General features: G+C 68.8%; 15 protein-coding genes. 5 read left to right on the forward strand and 10 right to left on the reverse strand.

The genetic code is table 11. The features are described from left to right. The 7 genes from MKK52_RS21080 to secA form a co-directional block, all read right to left on the reverse strand. Positions 1–1,233, reverse strand: a complete 1,233-nt coding sequence (locus MKK52_RS21080; RefSeq protein ID WP_243957298.1) for an MFS transporter — start codon at positions 1,231–1,233, stop codon at positions 1–3. A 93-nt stretch (positions 1,234–1,326) separates the two neighbouring features. Continuing rightward, complete coding sequence (locus MKK52_RS21085; RefSeq protein ID WP_243957300.1) at positions 1,327–3,840, reverse strand: sensor histidine kinase; 2,514 nt, start codon at positions 3,838–3,840, stop codon at positions 1,327–1,329. 296 nt (positions 3,841–4,136) lie between these two features. Continuing rightward, positions 4,137–5,537 carry an adenosylhomocysteinase gene (ahcY, locus tag MKK52_RS21090; RefSeq protein WP_243957302.1) on the reverse strand — a complete coding sequence of 467 codons (1,401 nt, stop codon included), beginning with the start codon at positions 5,535–5,537 and terminating at the stop codon, positions 4,137–4,139. 110 nt (positions 5,538–5,647) lie between these two features. Continuing rightward, positions 5,648–6,064 carry a CsbD family protein gene (locus tag MKK52_RS21095; protein ID WP_243957304.1) on the reverse strand — a complete coding sequence of 139 codons (417 nt, stop codon included), beginning with the start codon at positions 6,062–6,064 and terminating at the stop codon, positions 5,648–5,650. A gap of 120 nt (positions 6,065–6,184) precedes the next feature. Next, positions 6,185–8,116: a potassium transporter Kup gene (locus MKK52_RS21100; protein WP_409564708.1), complete on the reverse strand. Its 1,932-nt coding sequence runs from the start codon at positions 8,114–8,116 to the stop codon at positions 6,185–6,187. A gap of 100 nt (positions 8,117–8,216) precedes the next feature. Further along, on the reverse strand, positions 8,217–8,927 hold the full coding sequence (bioD, locus tag MKK52_RS21105; protein WP_243957308.1) for a dethiobiotin synthase: 711 nt from the start codon (positions 8,925–8,927) through the stop codon (positions 8,217–8,219). Further along, positions 8,924–11,809, reverse strand: a complete 2,886-nt coding sequence (secA, locus tag MKK52_RS21110) for a preprotein translocase subunit SecA (RefSeq protein WP_243957310.1) — start codon at positions 11,807–11,809, stop codon at positions 8,924–8,926. The genes bioD and secA overlap by 4 nt, the downstream gene beginning before the upstream one ends. Positions 11,810–12,069: 260 nt before the next feature. On the opposite strand from secA, the gene MKK52_RS21115 reads away from it, so the two are divergent. Beyond that, positions 12,070–13,002, forward strand: coding sequence for a peptidylprolyl isomerase (locus MKK52_RS21115; RefSeq protein WP_243957312.1), 933 nt, complete (start codon positions 12,070–12,072; stop codon positions 13,000–13,002). Positions 13,003–13,160: 158 nt separating this feature from the next. On the opposite strand, the gene MKK52_RS21120 is transcribed toward MKK52_RS21115, so the two are convergent. Beyond that, complete coding sequence (locus MKK52_RS21120) at positions 13,161–13,319, reverse strand: hypothetical protein (protein WP_243957314.1); 159 nt, start codon at positions 13,317–13,319, stop codon at positions 13,161–13,163. A 108-nt stretch (positions 13,320–13,427) separates the two neighbouring features. Beyond that, positions 13,428–14,510, reverse strand: coding sequence for a ferrochelatase (hemH, locus tag MKK52_RS21125; RefSeq protein ID WP_243957316.1), 1,083 nt, complete (start codon positions 14,508–14,510; stop codon positions 13,428–13,430). 194 nt (positions 14,511–14,704) lie between these two features. On the opposite strand from hemH, the gene MKK52_RS21130 reads away from it, so the two are divergent. After that, positions 14,705–15,394 carry a uracil-DNA glycosylase gene (locus MKK52_RS21130; protein ID WP_243957318.1) on the forward strand — a complete coding sequence of 230 codons (690 nt, stop codon included), beginning with the start codon at positions 14,705–14,707 and terminating at the stop codon, positions 15,392–15,394. A gap of 3 nt (positions 15,395–15,397) precedes the next feature. On the opposite strand, the gene MKK52_RS21135 is transcribed toward MKK52_RS21130, so the two are convergent. Continuing rightward, positions 15,398–15,730, reverse strand: a complete 333-nt coding sequence (locus tag MKK52_RS21135) for a hypothetical protein (RefSeq protein ID WP_243957731.1) — start codon at positions 15,728–15,730, stop codon at positions 15,398–15,400. A gap of 339 nt (positions 15,731–16,069) precedes the next feature. On the opposite strand from MKK52_RS21135, the gene MKK52_RS21140 reads away from it, so the two are divergent. From MKK52_RS21140 to MKK52_RS21150, 3 genes are all read left to right on the forward strand, one after another. After that, complete coding sequence (locus tag MKK52_RS21140; RefSeq protein ID WP_243957319.1) at positions 16,070–16,492, forward strand: AMP-dependent synthetase; 423 nt, start codon at positions 16,070–16,072, stop codon at positions 16,490–16,492. Next, positions 16,486–17,316: an enoyl-CoA hydratase gene (locus MKK52_RS21145; protein ID WP_409564709.1), complete on the forward strand. Its 831-nt coding sequence runs from the start codon at positions 16,486–16,488 to the stop codon at positions 17,314–17,316. The genes MKK52_RS21140 and MKK52_RS21145 overlap by 7 nt, the downstream gene beginning before the upstream one ends. A 93-nt stretch (positions 17,317–17,409) precedes the next feature. Then, the gene (locus MKK52_RS21150) at positions 17,410–17,688 is read left to right on the forward strand and encodes a hypothetical protein (protein WP_243957323.1); all 279 of its coding nucleotides are present in this window, start codon (positions 17,410–17,412) and stop codon (positions 17,686–17,688) included. Positions 17,689–17,755: the final 67 nt, after the last annotated feature.

Here is a 17,755-nt window from a genome sequence, read left to right on the forward strand (position 1 = left end):
TCAGCTCTGGGTGAGCAGCCTGTCCCGCGCCCGCAAGGCCGGGAACAGGCGACCCCAGAGCAGCGCGACCCCCACCGTCGCCACGCCGCCGAGCACGACCGCCGGCACCGCGCCCACCGCTGCCGCGAGCAATCCCGATTCGAACTCGCCGAGTTCGTTCGAGGCGCCGATGAAGACGGTGTTTACTGCCGCCACCCGGCCGCGCATGGCATCCGGCGTTTCCCCCTGCACGAAGCTCTGGCGGACGTAGACCGAGATCATGTCGGCGGCGCCCGTCACGAACAGGCAGGCCATCGACAGGGGCAGCGAGGTCGAGACGCCGAACACGACGGTGGCAAGGCCGAACACGATCACCGCGCGCAGCATGCGGAGGCCGGCATGCCGGCGCAGCGGGTATGAGGCGAGGATCAGCGCCATCGTCACCGCCCCCGCCGCCGGCATGCTGCGCAGGAGGCCGAGGCCGAGCGGCCCGACATGCAGCACCGACGCCGCGTAGATTGGCAGCAGTGCCGTCGCCCCGCCGAACAGCACCGCGAAGAGGTCGAGGCTGATGGCGCCGAGCACCACGGGCTGCGAGCGGATGTAGCCGATCCCCGCGAGCAGCGTGCCCCACGTCACCTTCGGCCGCTCCGTGACCGGCGCCGGCCGATGCCGGATCAGCGCGACACTGAGGCTCGCGAGGGCGAAGCACGTTCCCGCCACCGCGAACACGACCTTCGGCCCGAGGGCATAGAGCAGGCCGCCGAGCGCCGGTCCCATCACCGAGGCGGTCTGCCAGAGGGAGGCGTTCCACGCGATGGCCGAGCTGAAGAGCGACCCCGGCACGAGGGTCGGCAGCAGGGCCTGCAAGGCGGGGTTCGCGAAGGCGCGGGCCGTGCCGACGATCACCACCAGCGCGTAGATCGGCCCGACCATCGCGGCCCCGCTCAGCGCGTAGGCGAGGAGGCCGAAGCTCGCCACCGCCTGCAGGGCGAAGGCGGCCGAGCCGACGATGCGCCGCTCGTAGACGTCGGCGACATGGCCGCTCACCAGGGCGCTCAGCATGGCGGGCAGGAAGCCGGCGAGGCCCACGAGGCCCAGCGCCAGGGCGGACCGGGTCAGGTCATAGACGAACCACCCGATCGCCACCGCCTGCATCTGGTAGGCGAGGCCGGTAAGGAACCGGGCCGTGCCGAAGAGCCGGAAATCGCCGTTGGCGAAGACGGCGTAGCCGGATTTCGTGGTGTCGGACATCCGCCTTCCGTGGGGCGCGGGCCTCGCGGAAGCAAGCGCGGCCACGCGGGGCGAGTGCGCCCGATTTGTTTCGGAATCACATCAATCGCGAGGTCACGCGATGGAGATGCGTGACAATTCCGGGCGGCGCTCCGGCTGGGGCTCGTCCGGCACCTGAAGGGGGAAGTGGCAGGTCACGCAGGTGCCGACGCCCTGCTCCGTCTCCAATTCCACCCGGCCGCCATGCAGCTCCACGAAGGAGCGGACGATGGAGAGGCCGAGGCCCACGCCCCGGTGGCGGGTACCCCGCGTGTGGCTCTCGAACCGGTTGAAGACGAGCTCCCTCACCTCCGGCGACATGCCGACCCCGTGGTCGCGCACGCTGAGGACGAGATCGCGGGAGGAGCGCCGCGCGGCGATCTCGACCCGCTGGCCGGGATCGGAGAAGCCCACGGCGTTGGAGAGCAGGTTGAACAGGATCTGGCGGATGCGTTTCCCGTCGGCGCGGACGGTGCCGATGTCGGCGGGCACATCGACGGAAAGGCCGATCCGCGCCTCGGCCAGCCGGTCTTCGAGACCGCGCACGGCGGCTTCGACGGTCGCGTGAACGTCCACGTCCTCGCGCTGCAATTCCAGCGACCCGGCATCGATGGAGGCGAGGTCCAGGATGTCGTTGATCATCACCAGCAGCGAGCCGGAGGAGCGCATGATGTGGTCGGCGTATTCCCGTTGCCGCGTGTTCAATGCGCCCACCGTCTCGTCGCCGAGCAACTGGGTGAAGCCGATGATGTTCGTGAGCGGAGAGCGCAACTCGTAGGAGACGTGGTGGACGAAGGTGTCGCGCAGTTCGGCGGCCTTTTCCAGCGCCTCGTTCTTCTCGATGAGCATCCGCTCAACGTTCACGCTGGCTGTGACGTCGATCAGGGTCAAGAGGGTCGCGCCCTCGGGCAGGGGCTGCGTCGCGCAATCGAGGACCGTGCCGTCCACCATCTCGATGCGGCGGGCCAGGGCCACGCGGGCTTCGAGGCCCACCACCGCGTCGCGGATATCTAGCCACTGGTTCTCGGCCGGGGCGAAGGCCTTGCAGCGCAGGATCACCGAATCGACGTGCGGTTTCGCGTCGACCATCTCTGGGTCGAGGCGCCACACCGTCGTGAAGGCGCGGTTGGCGAGGTGCAGGCGTCCGTCCGCCCCGAACACCGCCACCGGCTCGGCCAGGGTATCCAGGGTCTCGGCCTGGAGACGGCGCAGGGCATTGTAACGGGACTCGGCATTGAGCCGGTCCGAGACGTCCTCGAACAGGTAGGTCAGGCCGCCCTGCGGGTTCGGATCGGCCACGACGCGCAGGGTACGGCCGTCCGGCAGATACCACCACGCCTGATGTGCCTCGGCGGCGCGGTAGGCGGCGAGCACGCCGTGCTTCCAGGTGCGGAAGTCGGCGTGTTCTTCGAGCTTCCGCTGCGAGCGCAGCAGGTCGAGGATTTCACCGTCCGAGGGGCGGCTGTCGAGGAAGGCCGGATCGAGGTCCCACAGGGCGCGGTATGCGGCGTTGTGGAAGATCAGGCGCTGGCCCACGTCGAACATCGCCACGGCGGTGGGCAATTGATCGAGGGTGCGGGCGTTGGCGTTCATCTGCTGCTGCAGGTCGGCGCGGACGCTCTCCAACTCGGAAACGTCCACCGCCATGCCGACGCGACCGCCTTCGAGGACGGTTTCGTACACGTCGAGGACGCGCCGGTTGCCGGACATCACCGCCGAAACGCGGGGCGCCCGGCGTGGGCCACCGGCGGCGACGACCGCCTCCTCGCGGGCGATGGTGTCCCGCGCCGGACGGTCGAGGAGTTCCATCCCGGCGTCGATCACCGCCTCGCGGCTCGCGGCCTCCACGGCGGTGACGTAGGCGGCGTTTACCCAGGCGAGGCCGCCGTCGCGGTTGCGGCGCCAGACCGGCTGCGGGATCGCGTCGAGCAGGGTCGCCAGCGCCGAGAGGCCGCGCCGCGTCTCGTCGAGGGTGATCCGCAGTTCGGAAATCTCGCGCCGCTCGGAGGTGGTCTCGCGCAGGCGCAGCAGAGCCCGGCCCGCCACCGTCCGCCCCTGGGCGTCGATGTTGCGCCCGCTCTGGGTGCGCAGGTCGAGGGTGAAGCCGATCCCGCGGGTGAGCAGCGTGTCGAGGGCCGCCTCGACCGCCTGTGCGTCGGCCGGCATCAGCCACGCGCCGAAGGCCAGCACCCGGCGCGCGGAATCCGCCACCGCCCGCTCGCCGTTCAACGCGATGCCGACATCGCCCTCGATCACCGGCTCGCTGTTCTCGTCCCAGGTGATGACCACCTGCCGGTCGGCGTTCAGCAGCATCTCGGCGCGGTCATGGGCGCCGCGCAGCAGGTTCAGGGCCGCGACGAGGTCCTGCTCCCGCCGGGTCCAGCGGGCGCGCTCATAGAGATAGAGAAGGGCGAGGATCACCGCGAAGGCGACGAGGCCGCCGAAGACGGCGAGCCCGGCGACGCCGTGCATCTCCCTGGGCGCGTGAGCCGCCGGGACGTCCTGCATTTCCGCAAAGGCCGCGCCCGCCGCGAACAGCGCGAGAATCCCCACGCCGACCCGCAGCTGCGCCGCACGTCCGACCCGCATCCGCCATGCCCCCAAGCTCTCGTCACCGCCGGCGTGCGCCCGAGCGATGCGAAACGCACCCTGCCGCGGATGCCCTCTGCCGGGGCTGCCGCGGTACGCCTGTCACTGAGTCGGGGGCACCTTACCGTGGGGGGGATTCCCGCCGGAAGGAGAACGAAGCGTGGCTTTGGCCCCGGGGGGTAAATCCGCCGTTAACGACACCGAGAAGACACACCTTCCTGTGCCGAATTAGGCTTGACAAACGAAGGGCCCGGCGCAGCGCGCCGGGCCCCTATAGTGTGTAGCGTGCGAGGGTTCTAGTAGCGGTAGTGCTCGGGCTTGAACGGCCCGGTTTCCTTCACGCCGATATAGGACGCCTGGTCCGGCCGAAGCTTCGAGAGCGTCGCCCCGACCTTCGCGAGATGCAGGGCGGCGACCTTCTCATCGAGCGCCTTCGGCAGGGTGTAGACCTGCTTCTCGTACTTGCCCGGGTTGGTCCAAAGCTCGATCTGGGCCAGCGTCTGGTTGGTGAACGAGGCCGACATCACGAAGGACGGGTGGCCGGTCGCGTTGCCGAGGTTCACGAGGCGGCCCTCCGACAGGAGGATGATGCGGTGGCCGTCCGCGAACTCGATCTCGTCGACCTGCGGCTTGATGTTGTTCCACTTGAGGTTCTTCAGGCCGGCGACCTGAATCTCGTTGTCGAAGTGGCCGATGTTGCAGACGATGGCCCGGTCCTTCATCTCCCGCATGTGGTCGAGGGTGATGATGTCCTTGTTGCCCGTGGCGGTGACGAAGATGTCGGCGCGCGGGGCGGCGTCTTCCATCGTCACGACCTCGTAGCCCTCCATCGCGGCCTGGAGCGCGCAGATCGGATCGATCTCCGAGACCATGACGCGGCAGCCGGCGTTGCGGAGCGAGGCGGCGGAGCCCTTGCCCACGTCACCGAAGCCCGCGACCATGGCGACCTTGCCGGCCATCATCACGTCGGTGCCGCGACGGATGCCGTCGACCAGCGACTCCTTGCAGCCGTAGAGGTTGTCGAACTTCGACTTCGTGACCGAGTCGTTCACGTTGATCGCCGGGAAGAGCAGCTTGCCCTCCTTGGCGAGGATGTAGAGGCGGTGCACGCCCGTGGTCGTCTCCTCGGAGACGCCCTTGATCGAGTCGGCGAGGCCGGCGAACCAGCCCTTCGGCTTCTCGGCGAGCTTCTTCTTCAGGAGCGCGAAGAAGATTTCCTCCTCCTCGGAGCCCGGCTTGTCGAGGAAGGCGGTGTCGCCGTTCTCGGCGCGCAGGCCGAGGTGGACGAACATGGTGGCATCGCCGCCGTCGTCCAGGATCATGTTCGGCAGGCCGCCGTCATGCCAATCGAACAGGCGGGAGGTGTAGTCCCAGTACTCCTCCAGGGTCTCGCCCTTCACGGCGAAGACCGGGATGCCGGCGGCCGCGATGGCGGCGGCGGCGTGGTCCTGGGTCGAATAGATGTTGCAGGAGACCCAGCGGATGTCGGCGCCGAGCGACTTCAGGGTCTCGATCAGCACGGCCGTCTGAATGGTCATGTGCAGGGAGCCGGCGATCTTGGCGCCCTTCAGCGGCTGGCTCGCGCCGTATTCCTCGCGAACGGCCATCAGGCCGGGCATCTCGCTCTCGGCGATCGAGATTTCCTTCCGGCCGTAATCGGCCAGCCCGATATCCCTGACGACGTAATCCTTGGCCATGCGGCTCTCCTCACTCGCGTTGCGATCCGGCCGGTGGCCTACCACTTCGCGAGCGAGGAAGCAATCAAGACATAAAGATGTCTTTATGCGATTGGGCGGCTACCCATCGCTCAGCGGTTCGGGCGGGCAAGCCAGCCGATGCCGAACGCCACGGCCGCCACGAGGGCGAGGGTGGTCGTGCGGTTGTCGTCGGCCCGGCGGGCGATGTCCCGGCCGTGATGCACCGCGCGGGAGCGAACATGGCGGCCACGCTCGTAGGCTTCGTCGGCGAAGGCCTCGCCACGGGAGCGGGCCTCGTCGGCCAGGGCGCGGGCGCGGTCGCGGCCCTCTTCGTAGAGGTGCTCGCCCTCGCGACGCAGGTCGTGCGCGGTCTCGCGGGCGCGGCCATAGGCGTATTGCGCGGCGCCGGCCGCCTGATCGAACGCCCCTTCGGCCTGTCGGCCGGGGGCGCCGCGCAGGGCGCCGGTCGCGGTCTTCACACGGCCGCGCAGGTGGCGGATCCCGCCTTCCAAGCGATCACTGTTCATCTGAAAATCCCTCCGTTCGGCGACCCGATGCCGTTTCCTGGCGGAAGCGGAACAGGTCGCTGGCTCTTCAGGCGAGTCGAACGAAGGGGGACGGCCAAGGTTCCGGTGCGGCGAGGCTCGTCAGATCTCGATTTCGGTACCGACTTCCACGACCTGACGGGTCGGCACACCGAAGAAAGCGCCTGTCCGCTCAGCGTTTCTCTGCATGAACGCGAACAGATTCTCCCGCCAGATGGCCATGCCCCGCTGATCGTTCTTCGGAATCACGGTCTCGTGACCGATGAAGACCGTGACGTCTTCCACGCATTGCGGCGGCAGCCGGCCGTCGCGGACGGCGCAGGCGATGCCCTCGGGAATCGAGGCGTCTTCCATGAAGCCGTAGCGCAGCACCACCCGGTAGAAGTTCGGCGCGATCATGCTGACCTCGGCCCGCTCCTCCAGCGGTACGGTCGGCGTCTCCTCGTAGAGGGCGGTGACGATCAGCACGCGCTCATGCAGGGCGTGGCTGCGCTCGACGAACCGGGACAGATGCAGCGGAATGCCGTGGATCGCCGCCGAGAGGAACGCAGCGGTGCCCGGCAGGCGGGTCAGCCGCTGGTGGCTCAGCCCTTCGAGGAAGGCGTCCTCCGGCTGGCGCAGGTTCACCCGCGCCTCCTCCACCAGCATGTTGCCCTTGCGCCATGTGAGCATCATCACGGCGACGATCCCCGCGAGCACGAGGGGAAACCAGCCGCCCTCCAGGATCTTCACGCTGTTAGCGCCGAAGAAGATGAGGTCGATAGCGAGGAAGAAGCCGTTCACCGCCACCACCGCGATGGGGTTGTAGCCCCACTTCAAGGCGATGAGTGCGGCGAGCAGCGTGGTGATCGCCATCAGCATCGAGACGGCGATGCCGTAGGCCCCGGCCAGCGCATCGGACGAGCCGAACACGACGACGGCCACGAGCGTCGCGATGGCCAGCAGCCAGTTCACCGCCGGCACGTAGATCTGGCCGCGCTCGTCATGGGCGGTCTGGACGATCCGCATGGTCGGCAGGAAGCCGAGCTGGATCGCCTGCTGCGTCAGCGAGAACACGCCGGAGATGATCGCCTGCGAGGCGATGATCGTCGCGAGGGTGGCGAGCCCCACCAGGGGGATGTGCGCCCAATCCGGCGCGAGGCGAAAGAACGGGTTCTCAATCGCGTCGGGTTCGGCGAGGAGCAGCGCCCCCTGCCCGAAATAGTTGAGCACCAGGGCCGGCAGCACCAGGGCGAACCACGCCGCGCGGATCGGCCGGGCGCCGAAATGGCCGAGGTCGGCATACATCGCCTCGCCGCCCGTCACCGCCAGGAACGCCGCGCCGAGCATGGCGAAGCTGATGCCCCAGCCGGCATGGAACAGGTAGTCCACCGCCCGCAGGGGGTTCAGGCCCTGAAGAATGCGCGGTTCGTGCAGGATCGACCCCAAGCCGAGAAGCGCCAGGGCGACGAACCACAGCAGCATGACGGGGCCGAAGATCCGCCCGATCCGGGCAACGCCCTGGAACTGGACCGCGAACAGCCCGACGAGGATCACGAGGGTGATCGGCACCACGTAATGGCCGAGGCTCGGCGCATCGATCTTCAGCCCTTCCACCGCCGAGAGGACTGAGATGGCGGGTGTGATCGCGCCGTCGCCGTAGAGCAGCGCCGCACCCACCAGACCGACGACGAGGAGCAGCGCCTGGGGCGTTTTCGGCCGCGCCTGCCGCGCGCCGAGGAGCGCCAGCATCGCGACGATGCCCCCCTCCCCGCGATTGTCCGCGCGCAGGATCAGGATCGCGTATTTCAGCGAGACGATGAGGATTAGCGCCCAGAAGATCAACGAGACGGCGCCCGTGACGGCGAGCGGCGTGGCGGTTCCGTTGCCCGCCGCCTTCACCGCCTCCTTGTAGGCGTAGAGGGGGCTCGTGCCGATGTCGCCGTAGACGACACCGAGGGCACCCATGAGCAGCGCGGGGCTCATGCGCCCCCGGGCCGGAGCCGTGGTTTCAGGCATTGCGGCACCGCTGGCCGTAGCGACGGACTGGCTCAACGGACCTCCGGGGATGATCGGCGGAGGCCACGTGCCTCTTCGCACATCAGCTAAGCGCCAAAGCGTCACCGTCCAGCGACACCCGCCCGCCATCCCGACACTATTCGGTGAATTGTCGCTCTGCTTGAGCGCCAACGGCGCGTTCAAGCAACGCCGCCAGATCATCCGGTGCCGATGCCCCTCGGCCCAAGCAGAAGACCGGGCAGGACACATGCCGGCGAATCGCATGCGCCACCGTGTCAGGCGGCGTCGGGGCGCCCTCGCTCTCGCTCACGACGACGTTCAGGAGATCCACCCCGCGCAGGCGCAGCACCTCCGCCGCCGTGAGGGCGTGGCTGATCGCGCCGAGATAGCTGCCCGACACCAGAACGACCGGGATGCGCAGGGCCTCGATCCAGTCGAGGCCGGTCGCCGCGTCGGTGATGGGGCTCATCAGCCCACCCACCCCCTCGACCACCACGGGGCAATCGGAGGCCGCGATCCGGTCGCGGCACCAGTCGGCGATTGCGGACAAGCTCACGCTGCGCCCTTCGAGGGCGGCGGCCTGGTCCGGGGCCAGGGGCGCCGCGAAGCGCCAGGGCGAGCAGGCGGCGACAGTCTCTTCGGTGACGGGCAGGCCCTGCGCCGCCAGAAGTCGCGCCGTGTCGCTCTCCCCGAAGGCGGAATCGTCCCAGGGCGCGACGCCGCTCGCCAGGGGCTTGAGAGCGAGGACCGGGCCCCGCTCGCGAAGGCGGCGCGTGAGCGCCGCCGTCACGTAGGTCTTGCCGATCTCCGTCCCCGCTCCGGCGATGAAGACCGCGTGTCGGCTCACGCCTGATAGCTGCCGTGGCAGTGCTTGTACTTCTTGCCGGAGCCGCAGGGGCACGGCTCGTTGCGGCCGACGCGACCCCAGGTCGACTCGTCGGTGGGGTCACGCTCAAGCACGGCGGTGTCGGCGGAGAGCGCCTGCGCGGCATAGCCGTAGGCCGGGCCGCCACCCCCGTCGCTGCCGCTGCCGCCGGCATAGGCCATCTCGTTCTCGCCGGTGACGGGATCGAGGTGCTGGGCGAACATCGGCGGAAGGGCGGGGCTCTCCATCGGAGGCGCCTCGTCCTGCTGGAACATCACCTCGATGCGCGAGAGCTGGCCCGTCACCTGCTCGCGCAGGGCCACCACGAGGCTGTTGAACAGCTCGAACGCCTCGGATTTGTACTCGTTCAGCGGATCGCGCTGGGCGATGCCGCGCCAGCCCACCACCTGCCGCAGGTGGTCGAGCGTCACGAGATGCTCGCGCCACAGGTGGTCGAGGGTCTGCAGCAGGACCTGCTTCTCGATATAGGCCGAGACCTCGGCGCCGTTCTTCTCGACGCGGGCCTGATAGGTCTCCTCGGCGAGCTTCATCAGGCGCTCGCGGATCTCCTCGTCGGCGATGCCTTCTTCCTTCACCCAATCCTCGGCCGGGATTTCGAGGTTCAGGGTCTGCTGCACCGCCTCGCGCAGGCCCTCGGCATCCCATTGCTCGGCATAAGTATCCGGCGGGATGTGGCGGGTGACGATGTCGTCCACCACGCCCTCGCGCATGTCGTCCACGGTCTCGCGGACACTCTCCTGGCCCATGAAGTCGCGACGCTGCTCGAACACGACCTTGCGCTGGTCGTTCATCACGTTGTCGTACTTGAGCACGTTCTTGCGCATGTCGAAGTTGCGCGCTTCGACCTTCTGCTGCGCCTTCTCGATGGCCCGGTTGATCCACGGGTGGATGATCGCCTCGCCCTGCTCCAGGCCGAGCTTTTGCAGCATCCCGTCCATGCGGTCGGACCCGAAGATCCGCATCAGGTCGTCCTTGAGGGACAGGTAGAACTTCGACCGGCCAGGGTCGCCCTGGCGGCCGGAGCGGCCGCGCAGCTGGTTGTCGATGCGCCGCGATTCGTGGCGCTCGGTGCCGATGATGTAGAGGCCGCCGGGCAGGTCCTTCTTGCGGCCCGCCGCCGGATCGGCCGGCTCGCCGGAGGCCAGCACCTTGGCGCGGTTCTCCGCGATCTCGGCCTTGATCGCCGCGATGGCCGCGTCGCGCTCCGGCCCCTCCGGCTTGCCAGCGAGTTCCTTCTCGACGCGCATCTCGACGTTGCCGCCGAGTTTGATGTCGGTGCCGCGGCCGGCCATGTTGGTGGCGATGGTGATGGCGCCCGGCACGCCGGCCTCGGCGACGATATACGCCTCCTGCTCGTGGAAGCGGGCGTTCAGCACGGCGAATCGCTTGGTCACCCGGCCCTCGCGGGCAGCGGCGTAGACGTCGGTGAGGGCGTTCGGGTCCGAATAATCGAGGGGTTTGTAGCCGGCGCTCACCAGCATCTCGGCGAGGTATTCGGACTTCTCGATCGAGCCCGTGCCGACGAGGATCGGCTGATGGCGCTCGTGCGCCTTGCCAATCTCCTTGATGATCGCCTGATACTTCTCCTCGACGGTACGGTAGACCTCGTCGTCCTCGTCGACGCGCTCGATCTCCTTGTTGGTCGGGATGTCGACCACGTCGAGCTTGTAGATCTCCGCGAACTCGTCGGCCTCGGTGGAGGCCGTGCCGGTCATGCCGGCGAGCTTCTTGTAGAGGCGGAAGTAGTTCTGGAAGGTGATCGAGGCGAGCGTCTGGTTCTCGGGCTGGATCGTCACCCGCTCCTTGGCTTCCAGCGCCTGATGGAGGCCTTCCGAGTAGCGCCGGCCCTGCATCATGCGGCCGGTGAACTCGTCGATGATCACCACCTCGTCGTTCTTGACGATGTAGTCCTTGTCGCGGGTGAACAGGGTGTGGGCGCGCAGGGCCTGGGTCACGTGGTGGACCAGGGTGACGTTGTGGGCGTCGTAGAGGTCGCCCTCCTTGAGGATGCCCGCCGCACGCAGGGCATCCTCGACGAACTCGTTGCCCTCCTCGGTCAGCGAGACGGTGCGCTGCTTCTCGTCGAGGTCGTAATGCGATGGCACGAGCAGCGGCATCACGCCGTCCACCGCCACGTAGAGCTCCGAGCGGTCGTCCACCGGGCCGGAGATGATGAGCGGCGTGCGTGCCTCGTCGATGAGAATCGAGTCGACCTCGTCCACGATCGCGTAGTGGTGCCCGCGCTGAGACAGCTGCGCCATCTCGTACTTCATGTTGTCGCGCAGGTAGTCGAAGCCGAACTCGTTGTTCGTGCCGTAGGTGATGTCGCAGGCGTAGGCTTCCTTGCGCTGCTCGTCGTCCAGGCCGTGCACGATGGTGCCGACCGACAGGCCGAGGAAGCGATAGACGCGGCCCATCCACTCAGCATCGCGGCTGGCGAGGTAGTCGTTCACGGTGATGACGTGGACGCCCTTGCCCTCCAGGGCGTTCAGGTAGACCGGCGCCGTGGCGACGAGGGTCTTGCCTTCGCCGGTCTTCATCTCGGAGATGCCGCCCTCGTGCAGCACCATGCCGCCGAGGAGCTGCACGTCGAAGTGGCGCTGGCCCAGTACCCGCTTGGCGGCCTCGCGGACCGTGGCGAAGGCGGGAACGAGGATGTCGTCCACGCTCTTGCCGGCCGCGAGCTCGGCCTTCAGCATGTTGGTGCGGGCGCGCAGGGCGTCGTCGCTCAGCGCCGCGATCTCCGGCTCCAGGGCGTTGATCTGCGCGACGCGCGGACGGTAGCCCTTCACACGGCGGTCGTTGGAGGAGCCGAAAATCTTCTTGGCGAGCGAGCCGAGCATCGTAAACCTGCGGACGGGCGTGCCCGCCGACGGACGTGACGTCGCGGGCCGGCCTGGGCGGAATGGGGTCGGCTTATAGAGGTAAACATCGCCCCGTGCACCTGAAAGAGCCGGAGCCCCGATTGGTTGCCGATTATGGCTCCGCTTGCCTTCTGCGTGCGGCCGGGCCACCTCTCCCGCCGCCGGACGGGCGGCCGAGCGGGGCCCCTCGGGCCTCCGCCGCCGAACCGGCTGAACGACACGCCGACCGAGGTATTCCCATGCCGACCCATGCTCTGCTCCGGCGCGCCAGCGCGCTCGCGCTTGCGCTCGCGCTTGCGCTCGCCCTCTCCGGCGCGGCGGCGGCCCAGACGCCCCCGGCCGACAAGACGCCGGCGGCTGCGCCCTCCGCCCCCGCCGACCCTAACGCTGTCGTGGCGACGGTGAACGGCCAGCCGATCACGCAGGCCGATATCGCGATCGCCTCCGACGATCCGGCCCTGTCCCTGCCGGGCGTGGACGAGGCGCAGAAGAAGAACCTGCTCGTGGATTACATGGTCGACCTGAAGGTCGGCGCGCAGGCCGCCGAGGCGGCCAAGGTCGGCGACAGCCCCGACTTCAAGCGCAAGCTCGCCTACTTCCGCGACAAGCTCCTGCTCGACGACTACCTCGAACAGGAGGCCAAGAAGGCGGTGACGCCGGAGGCGGAGCACGCGATCTACGACACCTCGGTGAAGCTGATGAAGCCCGAGGAGGAGATCCACGCTCGTCACATCCTCGTGGACAACGAGGCCGAGGCGAAGAAGATCGCCGCGCGGATCAAGGGCGGCGAGGATTTCGCCAAGATCGCGGCCGAGACCTCGAAGGATCCCGGCTCGAAGGCCGAGGGCGGCGATCTCGGGTGGTTCACCAAGGAACGGATGGTACCGGATTTCGCCACCGCCGCGTTCGCAATGCAGCCCGGTCAGGTTTCCGACCCGGTGAAGACGCAGTTCGGCTGGCACGTCATCAAGGTCGAGGAGAAGCGGACGAAGCCACAGCCGACCTTCGACGAGCTGAAGGAGCAGATCGACCAGCACCTCATCCGCAAGTCGCAGCAGGACCTGATCCTGAAGCTGCGCGCCGAGGCGAAGATCGACCGCAAGGACGCGCCGGCCGCGACCCCGGCGGATCCGATGACCCCGGCCGCGCCGCCCCCGCCCGCGGTGAAGTGAGGCTGATCGGTCGTTCGTCCTGCTCGCCTACCTCATCCTGAGGTGCTGCGAAGCAGCCTCGAGGGAGAGTTCCAGGGATCGTGGAGCCAACTGGAGCCCTCCTTCGAAGCCCGCCACGGCGGGCACCTCAGGATAAGGTCGAGGGAAGGGCCGTCCGACTAATACGGACGGTCGGGCTTCATGAGGTAGGCGGAGTGGTTCGCGGGCTGCGGCGTGACGCCGAGGGATTCCAGTTCGGAGACGCGCCGTGCCTCCGACAGCCGATCCAGCACGATGACGAGGATCCACGGACAGGCGATACCGATGAAGAACGCCACGCGACGACCCTCCCATTTGGACCGGACTCGCGCCGGGTGAGGGAATGATAGGCCGCGCCGGCCGCGCAGCAAGCGCAACCGGCATGATCCGCGTCGATTAAGTGGTTGTCACAGCCAGCCCTGCAGTTCCCGGCGAACGACGTGCTCGATCACGCGCATGCCGAGATCGGTGTCGTTGAGGCAGGGAATGTAGGCGAATCGCTCGCCCCCGTTCTCCTCGAAATAATGGCGGTTCTCGCCGTCGAGTTCTTCCAGGGTCTCAAGACAGTCTGCGGTAAAGCCCGGGGCCACGATGGCCATGCGCTTCACGCCGGACTTGGCGAGGTCCATCACCGTCTCGTCGGTATACGGCTTCAGCCATTCCTCGTTGCCGAAGCGGGACTGGAACGTCACGCGCATCTTGTCCGGCGACAGGCCCAGCGCCTCGCGGATGAGGCGGCCGGTCTTGTGGCACTGGCAATGGTAGGGGTCGCCCTTCAGCAGGTAGCTGCGCGGCACGCCGTGGAACGAGGTGAGAATCACCTCCGGCTCGAAATCGAGCTTGGCGAGACCCTCGCGGATCGATTGCGCCATGGCTTCGATATAGACCGCATCGTCGTGATAGGGCGGCGAGACGCGCACGGTCGGCTGCCAGCGCATGTCCATGAGGGCGCGAAACGCCTGATCGCAGGCGGTGGCTGAGGTCGCCGCCGCGTATTGCGGATAGAGCGGCACGAGCAGGATGCGGTCGCAGCCTTGGTCGAGCAGCGCCTGGATGCGGCCCGCCACCTCCGGCTTGCCATAGCGCATCGCCCAATCGACCACGACGCTGTCGCCCATCGCCGCCTGGAGCTTGTCGCTCTGGCCGCGGGTGATCGTCTTGAGCGGCCCCTCGTTCAGGTCGTTGTTCCAGACGCTGGCGTAGTCTTTCCCCTTGGGGCCAGGCCGCTTCGACAGGATGATCAGGTTGAGCAGCGGCCACCAGATCAGGCGCGGCACCTCGATGACCCGGCGGTCGGACAGGAACTCCTTCAGATACCGGCGCATCGGCCAGTAGGACGTGCCCTCGGGCGTACCGAGATTCATCAAGAGAACGCCGACGCGACCCCAGCGCACCTGCGGATGGTCGCCCGGCAGGCCGCGCGTCCCGTTCTCGCGGGCGGGGACGGGGCGGTTGTTGGCGAGCGCGGCTGGTTCGATACGTTCGTTCATCAGAGCGTTCCGGCGCCCTGGCGCCGATTCCCTTTCGAAGCTGAGTTCGGACCCGCTGGGCGGGAAGTCGCCCCTATGTAGGTCGCCGGGCGGCTCCGGCGAAGGCACCCTTGCTGCGGTGCCGCGTGCATACCGGTATAGAGACGCGGCACGCGGCGGCAAATGCCGTCCCGGCTTAGGATCTCCACAGCCCGATGACCGACCGGCCCGTCGCCGCCGCCCTCGCCGCGTTCCGCGAGAGCGGTTCACCCTGGCTCACGCTGCCTTTTTTCCGCGACGGCGCGGCCGACAGGGCGGCGCAGACGATCGATGGACGCATCGCCGCAGGGGCGCAGGTCCTGCCGGCCCCCGGCGACATCTTCCGGGCGCTGCGCGAAACGCCGTTGCCGTCCGTGAAGGCGGTCATCCTCGGGCAGGACCCGTATCCGACGCCGGGCGACGCCAACGGGCTCGCATTCTCCTACGTGGGCAAGGGGCGCCTCCCCGCCTCCCTGAAGGTCATCCTGGCCGAGGCGGGCTCGCCCCGCGAGGCGGGGGGCGATCTCACGCCCTGGGCGCGGCAGGGGGTGCTGCTCCTCAACAGCGCCCTCACCGTCGAGGCCGGCAAGGCCGGGGCGCATCTGCGGTCGGGCTGGGCGGCGCTCACCGACGAGGCGGTGGCGGCGGTCGCCGCGCGCGACGAACCCGCCGTGTTTCTCCTGTGGGGGGCGCAGGCGCGGGCGCGGGCCGGGCTGATCGACCCTTCCCGCCACGCGATCATCGAGAGCGGGCATCCTTCGCCCCTCAACCGGGCGCGGGACTTTCCCGGTTCCGACCCGTTCGGCCGGGCCAACGCGTGGCTTGCCGAACGGGGCTTAGCGCCGATCGAGTGGCGGCTCGGCTGAGCGCTACTGCGCGGGCTTGGCCGGCTCCGGGGCTTTCGGCACCTCGGCGGAGGGCTGCAGCACGTTCTTGGCGACGTTGCCCTCCGGCCCGTATTCGCCGGCCACGGCGAGGCACGCGCCGTCACGGTTCATCTGCATCTGGTTCGACATCAGGGTGAACATCGTCTGGACGCGGTTGCCGAACGGGCCGCCGGCCTGGACGTCGGCGACGCGGGTGTTCTGCTTGGCGAGCAGGGCTTCGAACTCGGGGGCGCCGATCCGGTAGCCGCAGACGTTGGACGCCGCGAAGATGTAGGCGGCGAATTCGAGGGCGCGCGGCGAGGGCGCGTTGCGCATCTCGGCCTGTGCCGGGCCGCAGAGCAGCAGGGCCGCAGCGAGCGGGGCGAAATGGCGGGTCAAGGAAATCCTCCGGTGTGTCGCGGCCTCGTCGAGCGGGCCGCTTCCGAAGGCATCAGATAGACGTTCCGTCCCCGCCGGCCAGGGCGGATTTTCTGCGTAATCTTCATCCCACGTTGGCCATGAGCTGCTTTGCGCCCACGAACCGCCCGGTTCCGGCCGGTTTTGCTGCACCCGAGAGGCCCGAGATCAGGAAGTCTTAACCGGGACGCGCGAACCCGGAATGGTTCAGCTTATGAACAGGCCGGTTTTCACCGCATGCTCGGCGCAAGATACAGCGTGACTCACCCCGCCTCCCTGGAGAAGCCGACGCTGCTGCGCCCGGCTCCCATGGAGGAGAACCCCTCGCCGTTCGTGCCCGGCGCCTGCGCCAAATGGGCTCGGGCCGAGGGCATCGGCTTCGGCGACCTCGCCGTGATGATGGTGGCCGATCCCCTCGAGGCGGCGGCCCTCCGGCAGGGCCTCGCCTGGGTCGGCGCCCGGACGAAGGATCTCGATCCGGCGACCGGCGAACACGAACTCGCCCTCGTGCTCTCGGGCGCCAGCCTCGCCATCGTGGACAGCGCCTTGGCGCCGAACTACGCGCGGGCGCTCGGCCGGCTCGGCCGCCTGCCGCCCCTGTGGTGGAACGGCCCCGGCGCCGATTTCGCCCGGCTCGACCACGCCCTGGCGGAGCATGCCGAGCCCGGCCGGGTATGCTAGATCCGTCTCCTGAGGGCCGCAGAGCCCGAAGGGAGACGCCGTTGACCGCTGCTGAGCCCGTCCTTCTCCGGCACGATGCGGAGGGTATCGCCACCCTCGTGCTGAACCGCCCAGCGGCGCGCAACGCCCTGTCGCTGGCGCTGATGAACGCCCTGCAGGACGCCCTCGACGCGATCCGCGAGGACGATTCGGTGCGGGTGGTGGTCCTCAAGGCTGCAGGACCCGCCTTCTGCGCCGGGCACGATCTGCGCGAAATGCGCGCCGATTCCTCGCCCGAGACAACGGACCACCTCTTCCGGACATGCGCCCGGCTCATGACGAGCCTCGTGCGCCTGCCGAAGCCCGTGATCGCGCAGGTCCGCGGCATCGCCACGGCGGCGGGCTGCCAGCTCGTCGCCTCCTGCGATCTCGCGATCTGCACCGCGGAGGCGCGCTTCGCCACGCCCGGCGTGCAGATCGGCCTGTTCTGCTCGACGCCGATGGTCGCCCTCTCGCGGGTGGTGCCGCGCAAGGCGGCGATGGAGATGCTGCTGCTCGGCGAGCCTATCGACGCCGCCGAGGCCCTGCGCATCGGCCTCGTGAACCGCGTGGTGCCCGCCGACCGCCTGGACGCCTGCGTCGCCGACATGGCGGGCCGCATCGCCGCAAAGGCGCGGAAAGTGCTCGCCGTCGGCAAGGAGGCTTTCGCCCGGCAGGGCGAAATGACTCTCGACGAGGCCTACGCCTACACGGCGCAGGTGATGACGCGGAACATGGCCATGGCCGACGCGCAGGAGGGCATCGACGCCTTCCTGCAGAAGCGGGCGCCCGTCTGGGAGGGGTGATCCGCCGCGCCTCCCCGGTGGTAGGCGGCGCGGTCGCCGTGCCCTAATCTGTCCGCTGTCCCGCAGAGGCGGGCCGCCGGTGCGGGACGGGCGATGACAGCCACCACCGACTTGATCGGCCTGACCCTGGCCTTCTACGGGTCGATGCCGCCCCCGCGCCCTCCCCGGCCCGAGCGCGACGGCCCGACCTGGGCGGCGGCGCTCCTTATCGGCGGCGTCTGCCTCGCCACCGTGATGCCGATGATCACGATCTGGACCTTTCACCGGCCGCTTGAAGCGGCGAAGACGCGCTGCCTCCATGCGGGCGGCCGCATCGTCTACGGCGCCCTCGACGGCAGCGAGTTCCGCTGCGATCCACCGCCCAAGCGCTGAGAAGGCGCACCGAACGGGCAGACTTGCGCCGAGGCTGGGCTATATCGCCCGCAGGCTTCAGCCGCAT

This window comes from Methylobacterium sp. J-067, assembly GCF_022829465.1.
Classification (GTDB): domain Bacteria; phylum Pseudomonadota; class Alphaproteobacteria; order Rhizobiales; family Beijerinckiaceae; genus Methylobacterium; species Methylobacterium litchii.

Coding starts and splice junctions, on each gene's coding strand:
- MKK52_RS21080 (WP_243957298.1), bottom strand. CDS start 1,233: ATGTCCGACACCACGAAATCCGGCTACGCCGTCTTCGCCAACGGCGAT.
- MKK52_RS21085 (WP_243957300.1), bottom strand. CDS start 3,840: ATGCGGGTCGGACGTGCGGCGCAGCTGCGGGTCGGCGTGGGGATTCTC.
- ahcY (WP_243957302.1), bottom strand. CDS start 5,537: ATGGCCAAGGATTACGTCGTCAGGGATATCGGGCTGGCCGATTACGGC.
- MKK52_RS21095 (WP_243957304.1), bottom strand. CDS start 6,064: ATGAACAGTGATCGCTTGGAAGGCGGGATCCGCCACCTGCGCGGCCGT.
- secA (WP_243957310.1), bottom strand. CDS start 11,809: ATGCTCGGCTCGCTCGCCAAGAAGATTTTCGGCTCCTCCAACGACCGC.
- MKK52_RS21115 (WP_243957312.1), top strand. CDS start 12,070: ATGCCGACCCATGCTCTGCTCCGGCGCGCCAGCGCGCTCGCGCTTGCG.
- hemH (WP_243957316.1), bottom strand. CDS start 14,510: ATGAACGAACGTATCGAACCAGCCGCGCTCGCCAACAACCGCCCCGTC.
- MKK52_RS21130 (WP_243957318.1), top strand. CDS start 14,705: ATGACCGACCGGCCCGTCGCCGCCGCCCTCGCCGCGTTCCGCGAGAGC.
- MKK52_RS21135 (WP_243957731.1), bottom strand. CDS start 15,730: ATGCGCAACGCGCCCTCGCCGCGCGCCCTCGAATTCGCCGCCTACATC.
- MKK52_RS21145 (WP_409564709.1), top strand. CDS start 16,486: ATGCTAGATCCGTCTCCTGAGGGCCGCAGAGCCCGAAGGGAGACGCCG.
- MKK52_RS21150 (WP_243957323.1), top strand. CDS start 17,410: ATGACAGCCACCACCGACTTGATCGGCCTGACCCTGGCCTTCTACGGG.